Source organism: Pseudomonas sp. UTLPPB19802 (genome assembly GCF_059730225.1).
In genome coordinates this window covers 7235614-7256577 of the sequence record NZ_AP048545.1, presented here as the reverse complement: position 1 = coordinate 7256577, position 20964 = coordinate 7235614, and the positions used below count along the sequence as shown (strand labels likewise).

At 61.1% G+C, this 20964-nt stretch carries 18 protein-coding genes; 8 read left to right on the top strand and 10 right to left on the bottom strand.

The genetic code is table 11. The features are described from left to right. Positions 1 to 67 precede the first annotated feature (67 nt). A complete protein-coding gene (locus AC6I6U_RS32130; protein ID WP_497879944.1) occupies positions 68 to 1216 on the top strand; it encodes an aldose epimerase family protein in 1149 nt (382 codons plus the stop codon). A gap of 87 nt (positions 1217 to 1303) precedes the next feature. Here the strand turns inward: AC6I6U_RS32130 and araH are convergent, their stop codons facing one another. The 5 genes from araH to araD1 all read right to left on the bottom strand — a co-directional run bounded on the left by araH (position 1304) and on the right by araD1 (position 6897). Beyond that, complete coding sequence (gene araH, locus AC6I6U_RS32125; RefSeq protein WP_497879943.1) at positions 1304 to 2272, bottom strand: L-arabinose ABC transporter permease AraH; 969 nt, start codon at positions 2270 to 2272, stop codon at positions 1304 to 1306. A gap of 9 nt (positions 2273 to 2281) precedes the next feature. Then, a complete protein-coding gene (gene araG / locus AC6I6U_RS32120; RefSeq protein WP_497879942.1) occupies positions 2282 to 3826 on the bottom strand; it encodes an L-arabinose ABC transporter ATP-binding protein AraG in 1545 nt (514 codons plus the stop codon). Between the two features lie 61 nt (positions 3827 to 3887). Then, positions 3888 to 4892, bottom strand: a complete 1005-nt coding sequence (locus AC6I6U_RS32115) for a substrate-binding domain-containing protein (protein WP_497879941.1) — start codon at positions 4890 to 4892, stop codon at positions 3888 to 3890. Between the two features lie 75 nt (positions 4893 to 4967). Next, positions 4968 to 5846, bottom strand: a complete 879-nt coding sequence (locus AC6I6U_RS32110) for an SMP-30/gluconolactonase/LRE family protein (RefSeq protein WP_497879940.1) — start codon at positions 5844 to 5846, stop codon at positions 4968 to 4970. 58 nt (positions 5847 to 5904) lie between these two features. Continuing rightward, positions 5905 to 6897 (bottom strand): AraD1 family protein, encoded by a 993-nt coding sequence (araD1, locus tag AC6I6U_RS32105; RefSeq protein ID WP_497879939.1) that lies wholly within the window; start codon positions 6895 to 6897, stop codon positions 5905 to 5907. A 191-nt stretch (positions 6898 to 7088) separates the two neighbouring features. Between araD1 and AC6I6U_RS32100 the strand changes: the two genes are divergently transcribed. Both AC6I6U_RS32100 and AC6I6U_RS32095 read left to right on the top strand, forming a co-directional pair. Beyond that, on the top strand, positions 7089 to 8825 hold the full coding sequence (locus tag AC6I6U_RS32100; protein ID WP_497879938.1) for an IlvD/Edd family dehydratase: 1737 nt from the start codon (positions 7089 to 7091) through the stop codon (positions 8823 to 8825). Between the two features lie 108 nt (positions 8826 to 8933). After that, positions 8934 to 9671: a FadR/GntR family transcriptional regulator gene (locus tag AC6I6U_RS32095; RefSeq protein WP_497879937.1), complete on the top strand. Its 738-nt coding sequence runs from the start codon at positions 8934 to 8936 to the stop codon at positions 9669 to 9671. Positions 9672 to 9674: 3 nt separating this feature from the next. Here the strand turns inward: AC6I6U_RS32095 and AC6I6U_RS32090 are convergent, their stop codons facing one another. The 5 genes from AC6I6U_RS32090 to AC6I6U_RS32070 form a co-directional block, all read right to left on the bottom strand. Continuing rightward, positions 9675 to 10472, bottom strand: a complete 798-nt coding sequence (locus AC6I6U_RS32090; protein WP_497879936.1) for an IclR family transcriptional regulator — start codon at positions 10470 to 10472, stop codon at positions 9675 to 9677. Between the two features lie 80 nt (positions 10473 to 10552). Then, positions 10553 to 11863 (bottom strand): MFS transporter, encoded by a 1311-nt coding sequence (locus AC6I6U_RS32085; protein WP_497879935.1) that lies wholly within the window; start codon positions 11861 to 11863, stop codon positions 10553 to 10555. 92 nt (positions 11864 to 11955) lie between these two features. Further along, positions 11956 to 13104, bottom strand: a complete 1149-nt coding sequence (gene dgoD, locus AC6I6U_RS32080; protein ID WP_497879934.1) for a galactonate dehydratase — start codon at positions 13102 to 13104, stop codon at positions 11956 to 11958. 48 nt (positions 13105 to 13152) lie between these two features. After that, entirely contained in the window at positions 13153 to 13773 is a 621-nt protein-coding gene (locus tag AC6I6U_RS32075) for a 2-dehydro-3-deoxy-6-phosphogalactonate aldolase (RefSeq protein ID WP_497879933.1), read from the bottom strand. A gap of 34 nt (positions 13774 to 13807) precedes the next feature. Further along, entirely contained in the window at positions 13808 to 14803 is a 996-nt protein-coding gene (locus AC6I6U_RS32070; protein WP_497879932.1) for a 2-dehydro-3-deoxygalactonokinase, read from the bottom strand. An 844-nt stretch (positions 14804 to 15647) separates the two neighbouring features. Between AC6I6U_RS32070 and AC6I6U_RS32065 the strand changes: the two genes are divergently transcribed. Genes AC6I6U_RS32065 through AC6I6U_RS32045 form a run of 5 tightly spaced genes read left to right on the top strand, consistent with a single transcriptional unit; the run spans position 15648 to position 20929 of the window. Continuing rightward, complete coding sequence (locus AC6I6U_RS32065; RefSeq protein WP_497879931.1) at positions 15648 to 17174, top strand: B12-binding domain-containing radical SAM protein; 1527 nt, start codon at positions 15648 to 15650, stop codon at positions 17172 to 17174. 3 nt (positions 17175 to 17177) lie between these two features. Continuing rightward, positions 17178 to 18170 carry a GHMP family kinase ATP-binding protein gene (locus AC6I6U_RS32060; protein WP_497879930.1) on the top strand — a complete coding sequence of 331 codons (993 nt, stop codon included), beginning with the start codon at positions 17178 to 17180 and terminating at the stop codon, positions 18168 to 18170. A gap of 2 nt (positions 18171 to 18172) precedes the next feature. Further along, positions 18173 to 19126: a GDP-L-fucose synthase family protein gene (locus AC6I6U_RS32055; protein ID WP_497879929.1), complete on the top strand. Its 954-nt coding sequence runs from the start codon at positions 18173 to 18175 to the stop codon at positions 19124 to 19126. Then, positions 19119 to 19952, top strand: coding sequence for a transketolase (locus AC6I6U_RS32050; protein ID WP_497879928.1), 834 nt, complete (start codon positions 19119 to 19121; stop codon positions 19950 to 19952). Before AC6I6U_RS32055 ends, AC6I6U_RS32050 begins: the two co-directional genes overlap by 8 nt. Beyond that, positions 19949 to 20929, top strand: a complete 981-nt coding sequence (locus tag AC6I6U_RS32045; RefSeq protein WP_497879927.1) for a transketolase family protein — start codon at positions 19949 to 19951, stop codon at positions 20927 to 20929. The genes AC6I6U_RS32050 and AC6I6U_RS32045 overlap by 4 nt, the downstream gene beginning before the upstream one ends. Positions 20930 to 20964 lie beyond the last annotated feature (35 nt).

Below are 20964 nucleotides of genomic sequence, written 5' to 3'. Positions count from 1 at the left end.
CTGAAACAGCAAAATATCGCAAATTAGTAGAACTATTCAACTCAAAACAATAAATGGAGGTTCGACCATGTTGCACTCCCGACACCCGCTTTGCGGTCTCGGTCTTTCCCTGGTGATTGCCAGCCAGGGCGCCCAGGCAGCAGGCCTGTCCAGCGAACACAAGGCCTTTGGCAAGACCCATGATGGAACCGCCATCGAGCAGTATGTATTGCGCAACAGTCATGGCCTGCAAGCCACGGTCATTACTTACGGCGGCACCCTGCAATCGCTGAAAGTGCCGGATAAAAACGGCAAGTTCGAAGACGTGGTATTGGGCTTCGACGATGTCCAGGGCTACCAGAACGGCACCGCTTTCTTCGGCGCCACCATTGGTCGCTACGGCAACCGCCTGGCCAGTGGTGCGTTCGAACTGGATGGCAAGCGTTACCAGGTGCCGCTCAACGATGGCCCCAACTCGCTGCACGGCGGTGCGCAGGGTTTTGACAAGCGGGTCTGGAAAGCGCAGTCGGTCAAGGGCCAGGACTCGGTCGGCGTGAAGCTGAGCTACCTGTCGAAGGCGGGGGAAATGGGCTTTCCCGGTAACCTCAACGTCGAAGTCACCTACAGCCTCAACGACAACAACGAGCTGCGCATCGACTACAAGGCGACCACCGACCAGCCTACCGTGCTGAACCTTACCAACCACAGCTACTTCAACCTCGCCGGTGCCGGGAACGGTGATGTACTCAAGCAGCTCGCCACCTTGCACGCCAGCCATTACACCCCCGTCAACAGCACCCTGATTCCCACCGGTGAACTGGCGCCGGTAGCGGGAACCCCCTTGGACTTCCGGCAACCGACTGCCATCGGTCAACACATCAAGGATGACCACCCGCAGCTCAAATTCGCCGAGCCGAAACAGGGCGGTTTCGACCACAACTGGGTCCTGGATGCCAAGGGCGACGTGAGCAAACTCGCCGCCGACGTGCGCGACCCGCAATCCGGTCGCCGCTTGCAGCTCTACACCAGTGAACCCGGTGTGCAGTTCTACACCAGCAACTTCCTCGACGGCTCGGTCAAGGGCAAGTCTGGCAAGGTGTATCAGCATTGGGGGGCGTTCACCCTGGAAACCCAGCACTACCCCGACTCACCGAACCAGCCAGGCTTCCCGACGACACGACTGGACCCAGGCCAGACGTATACCCAGAACACCATCCTGAAGTTCTCGGCCAACTGAAGGTAATCCATAACCTGCAGGAGCTGTCGAGCCTTGGCGAGGCTCGACAGCTCCTGCATTGAACCAGGGTGCCCGGGGCAGCCGGAATCAGCGTTGCTTCAAGCGGTCGATCACCACCGCCAGCAGCAGGATGGAGCCGCGAATCACGTACTGGTAGAAGGTGTCGATGTTCTTCAGGTTCATCGCGTTCTCGATGATCGCCAGAATCAGTACCCCGGCAATCACATGCCGGATCATGCCGACCCCGCCGCTCAACGACACCCCGCCCAGCACGCAGGCAGAAATCACCGTCAGCTCGAAACCCTGGCCGATCATCGGCTGGCCCGAGGTCATGCGTGACGCCAGGACCACCCCGGCCAATGCGCCAATCAGCCCGTGTACGGCAAAGATCACGATTTTGGTCCGGTCGACATTGACCCCGGCCAGCAACGCCGCTTCCTGGTTGCCACCAATGGCCATGGTGTTGCGCCCGTAGGTGGTGTAGTTGAGCAGCCAGCCAAAAAACAGGAAGCAGCCGATGGTGATCAGGATCGGCACCGGCACGCCGAACAGTTGGCCATTGCCGTAGATGAAGAACTGATCCTGGGACACGCCGACCGCCTTGCCGTTGGCAAAGATATACGCCAGGCCGCGCACGATCTGCATGGTCGCCAAGGTGGTGATCAATGCGTTGACCCGCAGCTTGGCAATCACGATGCCGTTGATCAACCCGACCACCAGCCCCATCAGCAGCGCCGCGCCGATCCCGAGAAACACGCTGTCGGTGTCGCGCATCACCACGGCGGCAACGACCCCGGCACAGGCAATCACCGAACCCACCGACAAGTCGAAATGCCCGGAGGCCAGGCAATACAACATGGTGCACGCGGCGATGCCGGTGGTGGAAATCGCCAGGCCCAGGCCACGCATGTTCAGTGGCGAGAGGAAGTTGTCGATCAGCAGGGTGCAGAGCACGAAGATCCCCACCGCCGCCAGCAGCATGGCCCAGTTATCCAGCAGGCTGCGCAGGTCCAGGGGTTTGCGCGCCGCCGGCAACGTATTGTTTTGGCTTGTCATGGTCACCTCTCAATTCTCCAGGCCGTCGGCGCGTTGGCGCGGCAGGGCCATTTGCAGCAGGTTGGATTCATTGGCCTGTTCGCGGCTCTTTTCGCCGCGCATCGTGCCTTCGCAAAGCACCAGGATGCGATCGGAAATGCCCATCACTTCCATCAGGTCGCTGGACACCACGATCACCGCGACGCCGCTGGCGGCCAGGTCATGGATGATCTGGTAGATCTCGGCCTTCGCGCCGATATCGATGCCGCGTGTCGGCTCGTCGAGCAGCAGGACCTTCATCGGCATCGACAGCCAGCGGCCAAGAATGGCCTTCTGCTGGTTGCCTCCCGACAGGTACATGATTTTCTGCGCCGGACTGGGCGTCTTGACCTTCAGCGCCTTGATCTGCTTCTCGGCGTTGCCTTTCTCCCAACCGTCACGCAGCAGCCAGCCAAAGGCGGAATGGGCACTGCGTGCACTGATGTTGATGTTCTCGGCAACGCTGGAGAGCGGCATGATGCCCTCCTTCTTGCGGTCCTCGGGGCACAGCAGGACACCGGCAGCAATGGCGTCGCGCGGTGAGCGCAGTTGTAGTGCTTCATCGCACAGTTGCAGGCTTCCGGCAGTTGCCCGCTCGAGGCCGGCCAGCAGGCGCAGCAGCTCGGTTCGCCCGGCGCCGACCAGGCCGAACAGGCCGAGAATCTCGCCCTTGCAGGCCTCGAAGCTCACCGGTTCACGCAATCCGGGTCCCAGCAGGCCATCGACCTTGAGTGCCACTGCGCCCCGTGGACGAGGGCGATAGTCGTAGATGTCCTGGATGTCACGACCGACCATGCAGGTGACCAGTTGATCGTGGGTCAACGCGCTCATGTCCTCGAAGGTACGCACGTAGCGACCGTCCTTGAACACCGTCACCGCATCGCAGATACGGAACACTTCCTCCATGCGATGGGACACGTAGAGCACCACCTTGCCCTCGTCCCGCAGGCGCCCGATGATCGCCATCAGCCGCTCGATTTCCCGCGCCGACAGGCTGCTGGTGGGTTCGTCGAAGGCAATCACATGGGCACCGCGGGACAGGGCCTTGGCGATTTCCACCAGTTGCCGCTGCCCCAGGGACAGGCGGCCAAGCTTCTGTTGAGGGTCGATCTCGTCGGCCAGGCCCTTGAGGCAGGCCAGTGCCTGCTGGCGCAACTCATTGCGGTTGATCACCCCGAACCGGCTCGGCAAATGCCCGAGGAACAGATTCTCCGCCACGGTCATTTCCGGTACCAGGTGCAGCTCCTGGTGAATGACCGCCACACCGCTGGCAATACTGTCGGCGGCGCACTTGAAGGCCATGGTCTGCTCGCCGATCTGCAGATGGCCGCTGCTGGGGCTGTAGGCGCCGCCGAGGATCTTGAGCAAGGTCGACTTGCCGGCGCCGTTTTCTCCCATCAGGGCATGGACCTGCCCTGGGCGGGCAGTGAAGCTGATACCGTCCAGCGCCTTGACCCCGGGGAAGGTCTTGCCGATCCCGTTGAAACACAAATTGGCGCCGACACTGCGTTGTTGTCTGTTCAATTGCGCGTGCATAACCACCTCGTCACACCGACCAGGCAGCCCTGTCGCCAGGGCCGCCGAGCAAGACCGGTCGTCACTTCCAAAGACCGATCTTTTCCAGTTCCTGCTTGAAGTTGTCGCGCGTGATCAGCGTGACCTCATCCATCGCGGTGTACTTCGGCGGTTCCTTGCCGGTGGTGACCCACTCGAACATCATGCTCGCGGTGTTGTAGCCCTCAAGGTGAGGGCTGGGCAGCATCGAGCCGAAAAAGCCGCTGTTGGGCTTTTTCAATTCGCCGATGGCGTCGGTGCCATTGATCCCGACACCGATGACATTGGCCGCGGCAAAGCCGGCGCTCTCGGTAGCGCGCACGCCGCCCAGCACGGTGTTGTCGTTCATGCCGCCAATGATCAGGTTCTTCGCCGCAGCCGGCAGTTTCACCAGCGCCGAGCTGGTGGAGTCCATGCTGCCCGGCACGTCGAGGGTCTTGAGCGGGGTGAACAGAATGTGGTCTTTCGGCAGGCCGGCGGCCTCGAGGGATTTGACCGAGCCGTCGGTACGTTTTTTACCGGTGTCGAGTTCGTTGTAGGTGTTGATCACCGCGTAGGTGTCCTTCCAGTCCCAGCCGCGCTTCTGCGCCTCGGCAGCCATCGCCGCACCCTGCTTCTGGCCCACTTCGTACGCGGCCATGCCCAGGTAGGGCACGTCCTCCATGAACTTGCCGCTGGCGTCGACGAAGCGATCATCCACGGCGATCACCTTCAGGTCATTGGCCTTGGCTTTCGCCACGATGGCCGGCCCGAGGGAGACGTCCGGCGGACAGATCACAAAGCCCTTGGCGCCGTTGGCGGCCAGGCTGTCGATTGCCGATAGGGTTTTCTCGCCGTCCGGCACGGCGATCTTGATCAGGGTAAAGCCCTTGTCCTTGCTGGCCTTCTCGGCGAAAGCCCATTCGGTCTGGAACCAGGGCTCTTCCGCCTGCTTGACCAGGAAGCCGATTTTCACCGGCTCGGCGGCCTGCGACAGGCTGCTCAAGCCGAAGGCCGACACCGCCAGGGCGGCGCAGCACAGGGAACGGATACCGCGATGACGATTCATGAGGTGACTCCTTGTTTTTGTTGTGAGTACTGGTTTTGAACCGGTGCAGCCTGATACTTGAAAGCTGTCCTGAAGCTATCCTGCAAATCGATGACAATGTGTTCCGGGGATATCCACCTCGATAGCCAGCACCGCACCATCGAGCGGGTGATCGAGTGGGCTGGCGGCGCTGGTGATGTACAAGGTGCGAAGATCCGGGCCACCGAACACGCAACTGGTGGGGCGGCTGACGGGCAGTTCGATTACCCGGTCGACTTCGCCATTGGGGGCCAGCCGGAGCAGGCAACCACCGTCCCAACGGGCATTCCAGAAGTAGCCTTCGGCGTCCATCGCCGAACCGTCCGGCACGCCACGCGGGTGCGGCCCGAACCACTCTTGTGGCGAGCCGAGTTGGCCGTCGCTGCCGATCGAATACTGATACAACGTGCCGTCCAGGCTGTCGCCGAAATGCAGCAGGGAACCGTCCTTGCTCCAAAGCAGGGTATTGGGAATTCCCAGGTCGCGCGCGAGGGGCGTTACGCGCGCGTCTGCATCGATCCGGAACAGACCTCCACGGCGGTGCCGCACGGGAAGGTCCTCACCCTGTTCGCCGATATTGTTCTGCATGGTGCCCAGCCAGAGCCGACCCTGGGCATCGCAACGGGCCTCGTTGGCGCGGTTGCCCGGTTGCGGATCGGCGACACACAGCAGCGTCAGGCGCGGCGCCTGTGGCGTACTGCCAAGGTCCAGCCGATACACGCCACTGCTCAGGGTCACCAACGCATCGCCGCTTTCACAGGGAATGAACGCCGACACCGGTTCCGGCAGTTGCCAGGCCTGCAGGCCGGCGTCCGTTAGGCGCAGCGCCTGTCTGCCGACAATATCGGCCCAATACAAAGCCTGGGTGGGCGTGTCCCAGAACGGGCCCTCGCCCAGTTGCGCACGGTGTGCGGTCACTGCAGTCCACAACGACATGAAGCCTCCTGCTTGCTGTTGTTTTCAGGCGCCATTGAGCTGGACTTCAACTGCCCCCTTAAAGTGTGCCCACGGCTCCCGGAGCCAACACGGCGTCGACGACGGCAATGCCATTGATCAAGGGCGCGCCGAATTCCGCCTGGCTGATCTCGAACACATCACCCGGCTGCGTACGCACGCCGTCCGCGAAAGACAGGGTCGCGGTGCCGAAGAAATGAATGTGCACATCCCCAGGGCGCAGGAACTGACTGTACTTGAAATGGTGGTACTCAAGGTTTTCCAGGCTGTGGCACATGTTGGCCTCGCCACTGAGGAACTCGCTCTGCCAGATCACCTCGTCCTTGCGCAAAATGCGACTGCTGCCGACCAGGTGCTGGGGCAGCTCGCCGACCCGCAACTCGGGACCATAGCTGCAATTGCGCAATTTGGAGTGGGCCAGGTAGAGGTAGTTCTTGCGCTCCGTCACGTGATCGGAGAATTCGTTGCCTACGGCAAAGCCCAGGCGATAGGGCTTGCCATCAAAGCCAATGACATACAGGCCGCCGATTTCCGGCTCTTCGCCAGCGTCTTCGGCGAAGGGCGGCACGGCAAAGGGCTGGCCCGGACGCACGACAATGCTGCCGTCGCCCTTGTAGAACCATTCCGGTTGCACGCCGGCCTGGCCGGGCGAGGGCTTGCCGCCCTCAACGCCCCATTTGAACATCCGCAGGCTATCGGTCATCGCGCTGTCGTCGCCGGCCTGCTGATGCATCTTGTCCCGCGCTGCCGCACTGCCCAAATGAGTCAGGCCGGTGCCGCTGACCAGCATATGCGCCGGGTCAGGGTGATCCAGCGGTGGCAAGACCCTCAGCTCGGCCAGCAAAGCCGCGTAGTCGTGACTGGCCCCCAGGCCGAGGCTCTCTACCTGTCGCCGCAGATCGGTACCCGCTTCTATGGCCGCCAGTGCCAGCTCACGTACCGTGCGCGCGGATTGCACCTCGCGCACCCGGCCATCCTCGACCACTCCCACCCGGCGCTCGCCGTTGCCCAATTCGAACTGAACCAAACGCATGAAGCTTCTCCTGATTGCCTGTCAAGCACGAGTGCCACTGCGGGCACCAGCGCAAATCTTGAGCGCCATGCCTCAGTTGAAATCGACTATATAGTAATACTATTTACTCAACAACACTTCCAAACACGAGATTTTGCGCTTATTTTAGCCCTCGGGAAGAATAATATAGTCTTACGATAAGAGAGCTGACCATGTCTGATAAAAAACTCGACCTGCGCTCCGCCCACTGGTTTGGCACCGCCGACAAGAACGGCTTCATGTACCGCAGCTGGATGAAGAACCAGGGCATCGCCGACCATCAGTTCCATGGCAAGCCCATCATCGGGATCTGCAACACCTGGTCGGAGCTGACCCCGTGCAACGCGCACTTCCGCCAGATTGCCGAGCATGTCAAGCGTGGGGTGATCGAGGCCGGCGGTTTTCCCGTGGAGTTCCCGGTGTTCTCCAACGGTGAGTCGAACCTGCGCCCGACCGCCATGCTGACCCGCAACCTGGCGAGCATGGACGTCGAGGAGGCCATCCGCGGCAACCCGATCGACGGCGTGGTGTTGCTGACCGGTTGCGACAAGACCACCCCGGCCTTGCTGATGGGCGCCGCCAGTTGCGACGTGCCGGCCATCGTCGTCACCGGTGGGCCGATGCTCAACGGCAAGCACAAGGGCCAGGACATCGGCTCGGGCACCGTGGTCTGGCAACTGAGCGAACAGGTCAAGGCGGGCACCATCAGTCTCGACGACTTCCTTGCGGCCGAGGGCGGCATGTCGCGCTCGGCGGGCACCTGCAACACCATGGGCACTGCTTCGACGATGGCCTGCATGGCCGAGGCGCTGGGTACTTCCCTGCCTCACAATGCGGCGATTCCGGCGGTCGATGCGCGGCGTTATGTGCTGGCGCACATGTCCGGCATGCGTGCGGTGGAGATGGTCCGCGAAGATTTGAAGCTGTCGAAGATTCTCACCAAGCAAGCCTTCGAAAATGCCATCCGCGTCAACGCCGCCATCGGCGGCTCGACCAACGCGGTGATTCACCTGAAGGCCATCGCCGGGCGCATCGGCGTCGAGCTGGACCTGGATGACTGGACCCGCATCGGTCGCGGCATGCCGACCATCGTCGACCTGCAACCGTCCGGCCGTTTCCTGATGGAAGAGTTCTACTATGCCGGCGGGCTGCCAGCGGTCCTGCGCCGCCTCGGCGAAGCCAACCTGATTCCCCACCCCAACGCCCTGACCGTGAACGGCAAGTCGATCGGCGACAACACCAGGGAAGCACCGATCTACGGCCGGGACGAGGTGATTCGCCCGCTCTCCAATCCGCTTCGGGCGGACGGCGGCATCTGCGTCCTGCGTGGCAACCTGGCCCCGCTCGGTGCCGTGCTCAAGCCTTCGGCCGCCACCCCCGAACTGATGCAGCATCGCGGCCGGGCAGTGGTGTTCGAGAACTTCGACCAGTACAAGGCACGGATCAACGACCCGGAACTGGAAGTCGACGCCAACTCGGTCCTGGTGATGAAGAACTGCGGGCCCAAGGGTTATCCCGGCATGGCGGAAGTGGGCAACATGGGCTTGCCGGCCAAGTTGCTGGCCCAGGGCGTCACCGACATGGTGCGCATTTCCGATGCCCGCATGAGTGGCACGGCATACGGCACGGTGGTGCTGCATGTTGCGCCGGAGGCGGCGGCTGGTGGCCCACTGGCCTGTGTGAAGGAAGGCGACTGGATCGAACTCGATTGCGCCAACGGCCGCCTGCACCTGGACATTTCCGATGCCGAACTGGCGGCGCGCATGGCCGACCTGCAGGCACCGCGGCAAGCGATCCTCGGCGGCTATCGCCAGTTGTACATCGACCATGTGCTGCAGGCGGACCAGGGTTGCGACTTCGATTTCCTGGTGGGGTGCCGCGGCGCGGAAATCCCGCGCCATTCCCACTGATCGACGATATCGACTCATCGCCCGGTGCCCCAGGCTTGCAGTAGCACCTGATGGCGCCGGGAGCGATGTTATGATGCAACGTATTTTCATCAGAGCAACGTCCCGGTTATGGATCAGCAGTCACCCAAGCCCCGCAAGAGCACGCCGCGCAAGAGCATGCACACCCGGATCGTTCAGGACCTGGGCATGCAGATCGTCTCCGGACGCTTCAAGCCGGAAGAACGCCTGCCCATGGAAGCGACGCTCTGCGAGGAGTACCAGGTCAGTCGCTCGGTGCTGCGCGAAGCCACCCGGGTACTGAGTGCCAAGGGCCTGGTGTACTCCAAGCCACGGGTCGGCGCGGTGGTGCGTCCGCGCCTGAAATGGCACCTGCTCGACCCCGACGTGCTGACCTGGTTGATGCAGTCGACCCCCCACAGCGAGTTTTTCAATACCCTGGCGGGCGTGCGCCGGATCCTTGAACCGGAAATCGCCGCCATGGCCGCCACCACGGCGACCGACGAAGACATCGCCGTCATCGAAAAAGCCTACCAGGCCATGGAAACGGCGCAGACCCACGAACAGCTCCTGCAGGCCGACCTGGACTTTCACCGGGCAATCGCCGACGCCACTCGCAACGACCTGCTCGCCTACATGTGCAACATGCTGTCGTTGCCATTGCGCGAGTCCATCAGCATCACCAACCGGCGTCCCGATATCCAGGGCCTCAGCCTGCCCCGGCACAAGGCGATACTGACCGCCATCCAGAACCGTGACGCCCTTGGCGCACGGCATGCCTCGCTGGTGCAACTCGACGATACCCGGGTCGCCCTGGATACCGTGATGAACATCCTCACCCCTCTGTAGGGCTCAGGCCTTGCCGCCCAATTCCGCGGAGAGCCGGGCGGCGACCTGCCTGATCAGCGGGACCAGTTCGGCCATTTTCTCCAGCGGCATGTAGGGCACGGTACTGGCGATGCTGATCCCGGCGACGATCTGCTGGCTGGCGTCGCGTACTGGCGCTGCGACACAACGGATCGACGGTTCGTTGTCTTCGAGGTCGAAGGCGTAGCCACCCGCCACATACTCCCGCATGCGCTGCTCGAATTGTTCCCACGATTGCTCCGTGTGCGACGGCCATGACTGGTTCTTCCCGCCTACAGGCAAGCTGGCCTGATACAGGCGTTGCCACTCCTGCGGCGAACCATCGAGCAGCAGCGCCTTGCCGATCCCAGTTCGCGCCAACGGCATGCGGTGCCCGACCCGCGAGCGCATTTCCGGCCCATTGCGGCCGGGATTCTTGTGCAGATACAGCACGTCATCGTCTTCGCGGATCGCCAGGTGGATAGTATCGCCGGTCAATGCCGACAACTCATCCAGGTACGGCCCGGCCAGGGTCACCAGCGGCAGGGCCTCGCGCGCCTGGAAACCCAGCTCGATCAGCTTGGGCCCGAGCAGGTAGCCAATCTGCGGCACCACCCGCAGATAACGCTCATCCACCAGGCAACTGGCCAGTCGATGGGTGGTGCTGCGGGTAGTGCCGATCAGTCGGGCGATTTCCTTGAGATCGCGGGCGCCGCCGGCCACGGCCTGGACCACGGCAAGACCGCGCAGCAGCGTCTGGGTGCCCGTCGGGGCGGCGGCGTTTTTTGCGCTGTCTTCCTGCATATCCGGCCTTCAACAATGAGCGAGAGAACGGGCGGCATTATGGTCGCCCGGTCTGATGCTTGCCAGGGTCTGTACCAAACCTAAAGCTCGATCCGCGCGACCTTGCCGACCAGCACCACATAGGACAGCGCACCAATCAGCGCCAGCACTGCGATATAGGTGATCGCCGGGGCGAAGGAGTCACCGCTGACGAGAAAGCCGATCACGATCGGCGTGGCGATCGCCGCCAGGTTGCCGATGCAGTTGAACACCCCGCCAGTCAGCCCCAGCAGGCGGGCCGGCGCCAGGGTCGAAACCAGTGACCAACTGATCGACGCCATGCCGTTACCGAAAAACGCCAGCGCCAGGCAGGCAATCACCCACGGTGTCGATTCGACGAAGTTGGCCCCGATGATTGAAGTGGAAATCAGCAAGCCGCCGATGATCGGCAACTTGCGGGCCAGCCCGAGGGTCGCGCCACGGCGGATCAGCCAATCGGAGAACAGCCCCGAGCAGAGTACGCCGACGAACGCCGCGAGAAACGGCAACGACGCCAGCAGGCCGGACTTGATGAAGTCCATGCCACGGTATTTCACCAGATAGGTCGGGAACCAGGTCAGGAAAAACCACAACGTCGAATTGAGGCAGAACTGGCCGAGGTAGATGCCCCACAACTTGCGTTGGCTCAAGACGATGCCCAGGTCCTTCCAACTGAAAGGCGCCTTGCGCTTGGCGGTCTCGGCCTGGATATCCACCAGCCCGCCGCCCTCGCGGATCAGCTCGATTTCCGCCTGGTTGACCCCCTTGAACTCGCGTGGCTCGCGATACACCGCGTACCAGATGAATGCCCAGAGAATCCCTACCAGGCCGGTGCTGACAAACACCATGTGCCAGCCGTACTCATGTTGCAGCCAGGCCAGTACCGGTGTCAGGAAGGCCAGCCCGACGAACTGCCCGGAGGTGTAGAAACCGATGGCGGTCGCGCGCTCGCGCTCCGGGAACCAACTGGTCACCACCCGGCTGTTGATCGGATAGGCCGGTGCCTCCAGTGCGCCCACGGCCATGCGCAGGATGAACAGCGCGACAAAGCTGCCAGCGAAGCCGAGCATCAGCGTGGCTGCCGACCACAGCAGCAGCGCGAGGCTATAGAGAAGACGCGGCGGCACCCGGTCCACCAGCCAGCCGCCGGGGATCTGCATGGCGGCGTAGGTCCAGCCGAACGCCGAGAAGATCAACCCGACATGGACCGGATCGATCCCCAGCTCGCTGGTCAGTGCCGGCGCTGCAATCGACAGGTTGCTGCGGTCCAGGTAGTTGATCACCACGGTGATGAACAGCAGGACCATGATGAAAAAGCGCTTGCGGCTCGGCGTCAGCAACGCTGCCGAGCCGGTAAAGACTTCCTGTTGCATGGGGAGTGCCTCTTCTTATGTTTATTGAGGGCGTTCATTCACAACAATGCCGTTGTCCGGATACGGACCTTCCCTGATCGATCAGCCAGGCATCACCACTCGGCAAAGCTGCCATCGGCATGGCGCCAGATCGGGTTGCGCCAGCGGTGGCCGATGGCCGCGCGCTCGATCACGTACTCTTCGTTGATCTCGATGCCCAGCCCCGGGCCGTTCGGAATCCTTACAAAGCCCTGGTCGTAGTCGAACACCCGAGGGTCCTTGACGTAATCGAGCAGGTCGTTGCTTTCGTTGTAATGGATGCCCAGGCTTTGCTCCTGGATAAAGGCGTTGTAGCAGGCCGCATCCAGTTGCAGGCACGCCGCCAGGGCAATCGGACCGAGCGGGCAGTGCAGCGCCAGCGCCACGTCGTAGGCCTCGGCCATGTTGGCGATCTTGCGGGTTTCGGTGATGCCGCCGGCGTGTGAGGCATCCGGCTGGATGATGTCGACGTAGCCTTCGCTGAGCACCCGCTTGAAATCCCAGCGCGAGAACAGCCGCTCGCCCAGCGCGATCGGTGTACTGGTCAGCGGTGCCAGCTCCTTCAGGGCCTCGTAGTTCTCGCTGAGTACCGGTTCTTCGATGAACATCAGCTTGTAGGCGTCGAGTTCCTTCATCAGCACCTTGGCCATGGGCTTGTGAACCCGGCCATGGAAGTCCACGCCAATGCCGACATTCGGTCCCACCGCATCGCGTACGGCGGCGACGTTGGCCAGGGCCAGGTCGACCTTTTCGAAGCTGTCGACGAATTGCAGCTCTTCGGTGCCGTTCATCTTCACCGCGGTAAAGCCACGGCCAACGGCTTCCCTGGCCGCACGTGCGGTATCAGCCGGGCGGTCACCGCCGATCCACGAGTACACCCGGATCTTGTCGCGCACCTGACCACCCAGCAGGTCGCTGACCGACACCCCGAGGGCCTTGCCCTTGATGTCCCACAGCGCCTGGTCGATCCCGGCCAGGGCACTCATGTGCACCGCGCCGCCTCGGTAGAAACCGCCGCGGTAGAGAACGGTCCAGATATCCTCGATGTTGCGCGGGTCCTTGCCGATCAGGTAATCCGACAACTCATCGACCGCCGCCGCGACCGTGTGGGCCCGGCCCTCGACGACAGGTTCGCCCCAGCCGGTCACCCCTTCATCGGTTTCGACCTTGAGGAACAGCCAGCGCGGCGGAACGATAAAGGTCGTCAGCTTGGTGATTTTCATCGTTTTGTCTCTCTTGTTGGGATGAAGCGCACAGGGCGCCGGAAAGTCTTAACGCAATGCGTTCCATGCCTGCACATAAGCCTTGGCGCGCTGCGCTGTTTCATCGGCGCTCAGCCCTGGCTTGAACAACCCGGAGCCCAGGCCGAAACCGCTGACGCCGGCCTCGACGAACGGCCGCATGTTGTCCGGGGTAATGCCTCCGACCGGAATCAGCAACGTCCCCGCCGGCAGCACCGCTAGCCACGCCTTGACCACTGCCGGTCCCATTTGCTCGGCAGGGAACATCTTCAATACATCGGCCCCTTCGGCCAGCGCGGCAAAGGCCTCGGTCGGCGTGGCAACTCCCGGCGACAGATACAGTCCTGCCGCCTTCGCCGCGCGCAACACCTGGGGATCGCTGTGAGGCATGACGATCACCTGCCCGCCGGCGGCCTTCACTTGCTCGACCTGCTCCGGTTGCAACACCGTGCCGGCACCGACCAGGCAATCGGCCGGTAACAGGCCGCGCAGGATGCGGATGCTTTCATACGGTTCGGGCGAGTTGAGTGGCACTTCAATGACGCGAAAACCGGCCTGGTACAAAACCTCGCCAATGGCCGCCGCCTCTTGGGGACGCAGGCCGCGAAGGATCGCGATCAGGCCGTTCTTCGCCAGTGCTTGCTTGAGCATGTTGGACCTCTTGTCTGGTTGAACGCAGGCGTTTCTAGTTGGCCGCTGGCGCTTGGGCGATCAGTCCGGCTGCTTCGGCCAGGTGCCACAGACCGCGCTCGGTGGCCTGTTCGGCCAGGCTCACTTGGGCAAAACCGCAGCGATCGAGCGCGCGACGGTAGCGGGCACAGAGCTGGGCATTGCCGATCAGCATGATCGACGGCAAGTCGGTGCTGTTGCGCCGACGACGCTGGACCTCGGCGAGGCTGGTGAGCTCATGGCCAATCAACAGGCCCGACAGGTAGTCGGTCTGTTCGGCCGGGCTCAGTTCGCCCGTCAGGCCAAGCGTGCGCGCGCTGAACATGGTGGATAGCGGGCCATTTTCGCTGTCGGTGGACAGCGCCACCTGGACGCCGCGGTCGAATGCCGCGCTCTCGAACGGCGCGCCGCGCTGCTGGGTACGCCCCAGGATGCTGTGTTCACTGAGCACGGCGAACAGTTCGCCGGTCATGAAGGTGTCGAAGTGGACGATGCAACCCTCGGCCACCTCGACCCATTTCGAATGGCTGCCCGGCAAGCCGATCAACAGATGGTCGCTGGCGTTCGCCGGCAGGTCCTGCAGCACGCCGAGGACCTGGGTCTCTTCGCCACGCATTACATTCGGCAAGCGCGAGCGTTCGATCACGCCAGGCACGATATGCACATCGACACCGCGCAAACTGCGCACGCGGCTCAAGGAGTTGCCCAGTGTGGCGACATTTGCCGGGGTGTCACGGTAAGCGGCTTCGGACCAGCCCTGGGCGCTGCCGACCATGCCGCAGGCGATGACCGCCAGTGCGGGTTGAGCATCGAGCCAATCGCCACAGGCCTCGTCGAAGGCCAGCTCAAAGCCATCGGCGCATGGCTGGCCGGCGATCATTCGCGGCACATTGGGCAGTTGCATGATGCCCGACGACAGCGAACGCTGTTCGAGCACCTGGCCGCCCGCAGCGAGTTTATAGGCCCGAAGTGAGGTCGTTCCCCAATCGAGCGCGATCAATTGCGCCTGCATCGCGTCACCTGAAAGTTGTTTTTGGACAGTGAGTGCGTGGAGCTCATGAGGAAGACTATAAGCCTGCGGTGCCTTTAATCTCAATATATAAATTACAATCCCATATATAGGGATTTACAGCTTGATATCGAGTAGAAGTCGGCTGTCTGTAGGTGTGCTCGTGCTCGCGGTGGGGTTCCGTCTCCCCTGGCGGCCTCATTTAGGTCTCCCTCGGCTTTGCTTGAGGCGAAGGCCTGGTGCTCTGTGGCGGGGTCTGGTTGGAATAGTCGATCGGCTTTTTTTGCGCCTGAGCTTGGCGCTCTGTATCAAAATTAAAATATTCTAATCTATTGATTTGTAACAATTTAATCTGATTTAAATATTTTCTTGAGTCGCACGAAAGTGTTGTTTTTATCTTGATTTATGAGGTGGTCGGCGATTGGCGAATGAGTGTTAGGTGTGCCAGCGTTTCAACAAGGCGAGGGTAGTGGAAAAATGAGCTTTAGCTGAGGATGATTGGCTGAAGGGCTTTTCCACTGAGTGGCGGGTGTCTGTAGCTGTTTCCTGTTTGTTACGTGTTTTTTAAACAGCTGGAGAAACTAGCAACATATCGAGGTGCCATCATTTGCTCTGGTGGCGGTGAGCAAATTTTTATTGCTATCTTCGTAGGTTATTCCAATAATTTGATTTGGGTCAAGGACTTAATAGTGTAAGAAAAGGGCGTTGACTTCCTCGGAAATTGTGCTTTAATCGAGTGCTTTCATGCCGCAGGCATATGAGTCCCCGGTGTTGCAGTATTTGTTGGCGTCGTTATGTTTTTCATGGCTTGGAGCCTCGGACAGCAAGAAACGGAAGAAAAGCACCTATGGATGCACTATTTGTAACGCCTGACTCGTCGGCGAAGGCCTATCAGGGGCTGGCAAGCGTATATTCCGCGATAGAGCCGCCGACCTGGTCGTTGCTGTTGGCGGAGTCCTGCCGCAGCAAGGGGTTCGGCGTCGGCATCCTGGACTGTGATGCCGAAAAACTGAGCCTTGAACAGGCTGTCCTGCGGGTCGAATCTCATCGACCGAGGTTGGTCGTGTTCGTCGTCTACGGACAGAATCCCAATTCCGGCACGACCAGCATGATTGGTGCCCTGGAGTTGGCCGCCGCGCTCAAGGAACAGTCGCCCCTGTTCAAGATCTGCTTCGTCGGCTCGCACATCAGTGCCTTGCCCCGAGAGGTTCTGGCGCACGCTTGTGTCGACCTGGTGCTGCTCAACGAGGGTGTCTATGCCCTGCATTCACTGCTTGCAAGCAATCTGGGCGATGACCTGCCCACGATCAAGGGCATCGGCTACAAGCAGCGCGGCCCGGCCAATTTCCCCATGCCGGTGCTCAACCCTCCCGAGCGACTGGTGCCCCAGGAGCGCATGGACATCGACATGCCAGGGTATGCCTGGGATCTCCTGCCCTACAGGGAACGTCCCCTGGACCTCTATCGTGCACATTTCTGGCACGCCGGTTTCGATCATGCCCAGCGTACGCCTTTTGCGGCGATCTATACCTCGCTGGGCTGCAACTTCGGTTGCAACTTCTGCATGATCAACATCGTCAACCGGACGGACAACTCGGAAACTGCCGACGCCGCCAGCTTCCGCGGCATGCGCTTCTGGAGTCCGGCCTGGGTGATGCGCGAGATGGAAAAACTGGCAAAACTCGGCGTGCATACGCTGCGTATCAGCGACGAGATGTTTTTCCTCAATCGCAAATTCTACGAACCGGTCCTGCGCCAGGTGATCGAGCGCGAGTTCGATTTCAACATGTGGACCTATTCGCGTGTCGATACAGTACGACGTGACGCCCTGGAGTTGTTCAAGCAGGCCGGGGTCAATTGGCTTGCACTCGGCGTCGAGGCGGGCAACCAGATGGTCCGGCAGGAGGTCTCCAAGGGCTCTTTCAAGGAGGTCAACATTCGTGATGTCTGCGATGTGATCCGGCAGACCGACATCAATGTCATCAGCAATTTCATTTTCGGCTTTCCCGACGATACATTGGACACGATGCAGGAAACCCTGGATCTGGCCATCGAGTTGAACTGCGAGATGGCCAATATGTACCCGTGCCAGGCGCTGCCGGGCAGCCCGATGAACCGCATCGCTCGGGAAGAAGGCTGGAAGTTGCCGTCGAGCTATGAAGGGTATGCGTTTCTGTCCTATGAATGCGAGCCTTTACCCACGAAGCATCTGTCAGCTGCACAGGTACTGAAGTTCCGAGATGAGGCCTGGCAACGTTATTTCACCAATCCGACCTACTTGAGTCTTGTCGAGGACAAGTTCGGGCTCACGCAGCGCCTGAATATCGAAGACATGACTCGTATCAAATTGCGGCGGAAATTGCTGGGAGACTAGCCTGTGATCATCACGCGTACACCTTATCGTATTTCATTTTTCGGTGGTGGTACCGATTACCCAGGTTGGTTTCGTGAGCAGGGTGGCTCGGTAATCTCAACGTCGATCGACAAATATTGCTATATCACTTGCCGGCACCTGCCGCCGTTCTTCGATCACAAGTACCGGATCGTCTATTCGGTGATCGAAAATGCCATGGACCCGAGCGAAATCCAGCACCCCGCCGTGCGTGCCGTGCTCCAGCACATGGAGTGCGACCGTGGGTTGGAGATACACCATGATGGCGACCTTCCGGCGCGTTCCGGCCTGGGGTCCAGCTCATCGTTCACCGTGGGCTTGTTGCATGCACTGAAGGCTCTCGATGGGAAACAGATTTCCCAGGACTCCCTGGCGAAGCTGGCCATTCATGTGGAGCAGGATGTCATCAAGGAGAGTGTCGGCTCTCAGGACCAGATCGCCGCAGCCTATGGTGGTTTCAATCGCATCGATTTCCTGCGTGATGGCAACTTCAAGGTATCTCCGATCATCCTGCCCGAGTCGCGGCTGCGCCACCTGCAGAACCACCTCATGCTGTTCTTTACCGGATTCTCCCGGATTGCCGCGGAGATTGCGCAATCAAAGATCCAGAACATCTCCGTGCGTCATAGTGAGCTGACGCAGATCATGCAGATGGCCGACGAGTCCCTGTCGATTCTCCAGGCCACGAATTCGCTGGACGAGTTCGGCTCGCTGCTGCATGAGGGATGGATGCTGAAGAAGGGGCTGTCGGACCGGGTCAGCAACTCGGACCTGGACGCCATTTATGATGCTGCCCGTTCGGCGGGGGCGACGGGAGGGAAATTGTTGGGCGCGGGTGGAGGCGGTTTCATGCTGTTTTTTGTCAAGCCGGAACTGCAGTGGAAGGTTCGTGAGCGCTTGAAGAACCTGGTTCATGTGCCCTTCCAGTTCGAGAACTCCGGTAGCCGGGTCGTTCTTTATCAGCCCAACGGACTTTAAGCATGTCACAGTTTCTTTCAAGGCATTCGCGAATATACATCGCGGGGCATCGTGGAATGATTGGCTCTGCATTTGTCAGGCATTTCACTGCGGCCGGCTTCACCGATCTGATCCTGCGCGAACACGAGCAACTGGAACTCACCGACAAGTCGGCCGTCGAGGCGTTTTTTGCCGAGCAGCGTCCCGAGATTGTCATTCTCGCGGCGGGCAAGGTGGGCGGCATTGTCGATAACGTCAATTATCCAGCCGACTTCATCACCCGCAACCTGGAAATCCAGGCCAACGTCATCCAGAGCGCCCACACGCATGGGGTGCGACGCCTGGTGTTCTTCGGCTCGTCCTGCATGTACCCGCGCGAGTGCCCGCAGCCCATGACTGAGGATGCGCTGTTGAGCGGGAAGCCGGAGATGACCAGCATCGCCTATGCGATGGCCAAGCTGGCAGGGGTCCATATGTGCCTGGCGTATAACCGCCAGTACGGCGAGCAGCGCTTCATTCCGGTGATTCCGAACAGTGTCTACGGCGAGAACGACAACTTCGACCCCCAGGCCGGGCATGTGCTTTCGGCGTTGATCAGTCGTTTCCACGCGGCTCACAAGGCGCAGGAACCACTGACCACGTTGTGGGGTACGGGTACGCCGCGGCGCGAATTCCTTTGCGCCGATGATCTGGCTACGGCCTGTCAGGCACTGCTGGAGGCGGATCTTTCGACTGTCGAGCTGCCGATCAACGTCGGTTCAGGGCATGACCTGTCGATTCGGGAGTTGGCCCTGTTGATCGCGGATGTCGTCGGCTACCGTGGCGAAATCGCCTGGGACACCGAGCGGCCCGACGGCACCTTGCGCAAGTTGCTGGACAGTTCGCGCATTCTCGAACTGGGTTGGCGTCCCTCGATCTCGCTGGAGGCGGGTATCCGCCGAACCTATGCATCTTTTCTGGAGAGCAGCCATGCATGAACTAGAGCCCGCGCTCGCCACTTCCCTGGAAGAGAAAGCGCATTGGGTCTGGCGGGAAACCTTGAAGATTCATCGGCATACGCCGGAGACCCGGGTTGCCTCGTCGTTATCGCCGATCGAAATTTTCGTGGTGCTCTACTACGGAGGCTTCTTGCGGCAGAATCCGGCCGACCCCCTGTGGCCCGGTCGTGACCGCTGCATCATCAGCAAGGGCCACGGCTCGTTGTGCATGTATCCGATTCTTGCCGACCTCGGTTATTTTCCGGCTGCTGAACTGGAACGTGTCTGTCAGGAGGGCAGTTTCCTCGGTGGGATTCCCGACCCGGTGATTCCGGGTTACGAGACTGTCAATGGTTCTCTGGGGCATGGTGTCGGCGTAGGGGCCGGCATGGCCCTGGGCCTCAAACGGCGTGGCCGCGACCAGCAGGTTTATGTGGTCACCGGCGATGGAGAACTGCACGAGGGCTCGAACTGGGAAGCCTTCATGTTCGCTGCGCAGCACCAGTTGGATAATCTCACGGTGATCGTCGACAACAACCAGATCAGCATGCTCGGCCCCACGGACAGCATCGTTTCCCATCGGGACCTGTGTGCCAAGTTCACCGCCTTCGGCTGGCAGGTCCAGGTCGTGGAGGATGGTCACTCTCCACAGGCCATTGCCGATGCGCTGAATGCAGGCCGTGCCAGTACCGGGCAGCAGCCTCGCGCGATCATCGTCAATACCCGCAAGGGCCACCGGGTTCCGGGTCTGGAAAATGCGCCGTTGTCGCACATCACCGCAATTGCGCCGCAGTTGATTGATCAGTTGCTGGGAGTCGAATCATGAGTGACACGCTGCAGTCGATAAAGCCGCGGGCGATGCGTGACACGTTGCTTTCGTCCATCGTCGAGGCCATGGAGGCCGATGACGACATTTTCTTTGCCACCGCCGATTTCGGCTCACCGGTGCTCGACCAGATTCGAGAGCGTTTTCCACAGCGGTTCGTCAACGTCGGGATCGCCGAGCAGAACCTGATCAATGTGTCGGCGGGCCTGGCTCTTGAAGGGTTCAAGGTGTTTGCCTATGCGATTGCACCTTTTATCACCATGCGTTGCTTCGAGCAGATCCGGGTGAACCTGGCACTGCTTTCCACCGTGCGGCCCATGAACGTGAACCTGATCGGAGTGGGTGCCGGCTACAGCTATGTGGTTTCTGGCCCGACTCATCAGTGTTACGAGGATCTCACGCTGATGCGCAGCCTGCCGAACATGCAGGTGCTTTCGCCTGCCGACCAGGTGACCTCGGCCGCACTGGCGTCACGCTGTCTGGAGCGTCCGGGGATCAAGTACCTGCGCCTGGATGCCCAAGTGCTGCCGGTGGTCTACACGCAGGGTTCGCCTGACCTCGCGCGTGGTTTCCATGTTCATGGCGCAGGTGACGCGCTTTGCCTGGTCTCGACCGGCTACATGACGCAGACCGCCCTCAAGGCGGCCGAGCGCCTGGCTGCCGATGGGCTGCGGGTCACTGTGGTCGACCTGTTCGACCTGAGTGGTTTCGACGAGCAGGCGTTGATTGCTCTATTCGCCGGTTTTCGGGGTGTCGTTTCACTGGAGGAGGGGTTTGAGGGGCGCGGTGGCCTGGATGCCCTGCTTTTCAATCTGCTGGCCCGACGCCTTCCCGAAATCCGCCTGTTCAATGTGGGTGTGGCCTCCCAGTATCGGTTCGAGCTGGGTGAGCGGGCGGCCTTGCACGAACAGGTCGGTATCGGTGTCGACGCGGTGACCCACAAGGTCCGCGACTTTCACGGTTCATTCTCTCTTTGATTCCATGCCCAATAGCAAGACGGAGCAATTCCCGA